Here is a 3,501-nt window from a genome sequence, read left to right on the forward strand (position 1 = left end):
CCGGTGGTGAGGGCGCCCCACATTTCCCAGACGGAGAAGTCGAAGGCGTAGCTGTGGAAGAGGGTCCAGGTGTCGTGGGGGCCGAACGGGAGGCGTTGTTGGACGGCGTTGAAGAGGCGGGTGACGTTGGCGTGGGTGACGGTGGTGCCTTTGGGGCGTCCGGTGGATCCGGAGGTGAAGATGATGTAGCAGGCGTGGTCGGGGTCGAGGTGTTGGGGGAGGTGGGCGAGGGTGTGGTCGAGGTCCGGCGTGGTGGTGGCGGCCTGGAGGGTGTCGATGTTCAGGGTGTGCCAGGGGCCGTGGGGGACGGTGTCGTGGGTGGGTTGGTGGGTCAGGACGAGGGTGGCGCCGACTTCGGTGAGCATGTGGTGCATGCGGTCGGTGGGGAAGGCGGTGTCGAGGGGGACGTAGACGCCGTGGGCCATGAGGACGGCGAGTGTGGTGATCACGGTGTCGAGGGATCGCTCGACGCAGACCCCGACACAATGCTCGGGTCCTACGCCCTGCTCGATCAGCAGTGTGGCGATCCGGGCGGCGTGGGTGACGAGTTCGGCGTAGGTGAGGGTGTTGTCGTCGCAGACGACGGCCACGGCGTCGGGGGTCTCCAGTGCCCGGCGTATGACCAGTTCGTGGATCGCGCCGACCGGGAGTTCTCCGCCGTCACCCGCCCACGACTCCACCAGCTCCCGCTCCGTGTCTCCCAGCAGGACGACGTCCCCGAACGCGGTGTCCGGTTCGCAGACCATCGACTCCAGCACCCGCACGTAGTAATCCCGCATCAACGCCACCTGGTCCTCGACCAGAACACCGAGGTGGTAGTCGAGACTCAGGAGCAGCCGTGTGGAGTACGGATTGCGGATCACGCCGACACTCAGCGGGAAGTTGGTCGGCTCGGCACGCAGCGTGCTGAAGCTGTCGATCTTCCCGTCCACGATCGTCAGGCGACCCTCACCGAACTCGTCGGTGAGCACGTGGAAGTGGTTGTACACGAAGCTGGTCTCGAACAGGGCTTCGCCACCCATACGACGCTGCAACGCCCCCAGCGGGTATCTGCGGTGGGGCAGCATGTCCTGCTCGGCCTCGAACACCGCGCGTACGAGGTCCAGCCAACTGCCGTCCGGCAGCTCCAGCCGGAACGGGACGGTGTTCAGGAAGAGCCCCCGCACCTCGGTCGCCCCGGCCTCCTCCAGCCGTCCGTTGGACGACAGACCGGCCAGCACGTCCGTGTTTCCGGTGACCAGACTCATGACCCGCAGATGCGCTGCCAGCATCACGGACTTCAGCGGCACCCCACAACGCTTGGCCAGCGCCAGCAGCTCGTCGCACAGCTCCGCCGGCAACAGCGTCTCGATCGAGCCGTGCTTCTCCGCCGTGTGCAGCACCCGCCACTCGTTCTCGCGCTCGGGCGTGGCCAGCCGGGCGTCGTGCCGGTCAGGCCAGCGTGGGAGCCGGCCCGTGGGCCGGTCCGTGAGCCGCTCCAGCCAGAACGCCTCGCTCTCCTTCGAGCGCAGCACCTCCCGTTCCGCCGCGATGAAGTCGCGGTACGCGGATTCGGGCGGGTCCAGGGCGACGACCGTGCCGGCACCGGTCGCGAGCCGGTGGTAGAGGCCAGTGATCTCGGCGAGCGTGGAGTGAAGGCTCCAGCCGTCGAAAATGGCGTGGTGCTCGGTCACCGTCCACTGGAACGCATCGTCGGAGAGCCAGTGGATGCCGAACCGTAGCAACGGCGGCCGGGAGTGGTCGAACACATGGGAGCGTTCGAAGGTCACGTATGCGGCGATCGCCGACTGTTGCGCCTCGTCGTCGAGTGCGCGCAGATCGGACACCACGCACGGCATCTCCGCCGTGGCATGCACCAGTTGGAGCGGCTCGCTGTAGCCGCTCAGCTCCAGGGACGTGCGGAGTATCGGGTGGCGTTCCACGACCAGGCGGAGCGCCTCCTTGAAGCTGCGCTCGTCGAACCGGCCGTTGATGCGCATGCTGTCCACGTTGTGGTACGGCAGCCGTTCACGGTCCAGCTCCATCTCGTAGATCATGCCGACCTGGAGTTCCGCCATCGGATAGGCGTCCACGAGGCCCAGTGGCAGCCGCGCCCTGTCCTCGGCGCTCACCATGGAGAACGGCTCACGGTCGCGCTGCGGAGCTTCGGATGCCGAATGGGTCGAGGCGGCCTCGGCCAGCCCCGCCACGGTGGGCGTACGGAAGAGGTCCTGCAACTCGAAACCGACCCCTTGGGTACGAGCCAGTCCCAGCACCTGGATGCTGCGGATGGAGTCGCCGCCGAGGTCGAAGAAGTTGTCGTGGCGGCCGACCCGGTCGACGCCGAGAACATTGCTCCAGATCCCCGCGAGCAGCTCCTCCGTCGCGGACAGCGGATCGACGAACTCGGCTTCCAATTCCGGGCGTTCGGTCGCCGGAGCGGGCAGAGCCCGGTGGTTGAGCTTGCCCTGCGGAGTGAGCGGGAGGGCATCGAGGAAGACGAAGTTCCTCGGGATCATGTAGTCGGGGAGGTGACCGGCGAGGGCGTCGCGGAGTTCACTGGTGGTGGGCCGGCCGACGTCCGGCTCCGGTACGAGGTAGGCGACGAGGTCCGTGTGGCCGCCGAGATCGTCCCGGACGACCACGACGGCCTGCCGGATCTCGGGCTGCCGGCCCAGTCGGGCCTCGATCTCCGGCAGCTCGATACGGTAGCCGCGCACCTTCACCTGGGCGTCGGCCCGTCCCAGGTATTCCAGGTCGCCGGAGGCCGTCCAGCGGGCGAGGTCCCCACTGCGGTAGAGCCGGGCCCCAGGCGTACGACCGAGATGGTCCGGCACGAAACGCTGTGCGGTGAGTGCCGGTTGGCCTGTGTAGCAACGCGTCACGCCGGGCCCGCCGACATAGAGCTCCCCCACGACACCGATCGGACTCGGATCGCTCGACGGATCCAGGACGTAGAGACGGAGATCGGGCAGCGCCCTGCCGATCCGGCTGAACGTACCGTCGAGCTGGCCCTCGTCCACCTCGGTGTATGTCACGTGCACGGTGGTCTCGGTGATGCCGTACAGGTTGATGAGAAGCGGCGAGGCGTAACCGTGACGGGCGCCCCAGCGGCGCACCGATGCCCGGTTCAGCGCCTCGCCTGCGAACAGCACAGCCCGCAGGGCCAGTTCCCCATCCTCCACCGCATCGACCGTTTCGAACTGGCGGAAGGCAGAAGGGGTTTGGCTGAGCATCGTGACCGACCGGTCGCGTACGAGTGCGTAGAAAGCCTCCGAGTCCCGGCTGGTCAGGTACGGGACCACGACGAGGCGTCCGCCGGTGGTGAGGGCGCCCCACATCTCCATGACCGACACATCGAAGGCGTAGCTGTGGAAGAGGCTCCAGGTGTCGTCGGGGCCGAACGGGAGGCGCTGTTGCGTGGCACTGAAGAGGCGGGTGACGTTGGCGTGGGTGACGGTGGTGCCTTTGGGGCGTCCGGTGGATCCGGAGGTGAAGATGATGTAGCAGGCGTGGTCGGGG

General features: G+C 67.6%; 1 protein-coding gene. It reads right to left on the bottom strand.

Annotation, left to right across the window (positions count from 1 at the left end; translation table 11 throughout):
* Positions 1-3,501: amino acid adenylation domain-containing protein (locus tag ACIPEK_RS46375; protein WP_402008997.1), on the bottom strand; the 3,501-nt coding region annotated here is incomplete at both ends.

The organism is Streptomyces sp. NPDC088246 (assembly GCF_044741025.1).
GTDB lineage: Bacteria > Actinomycetota > Actinomycetes > Streptomycetales > Streptomycetaceae > Streptomyces.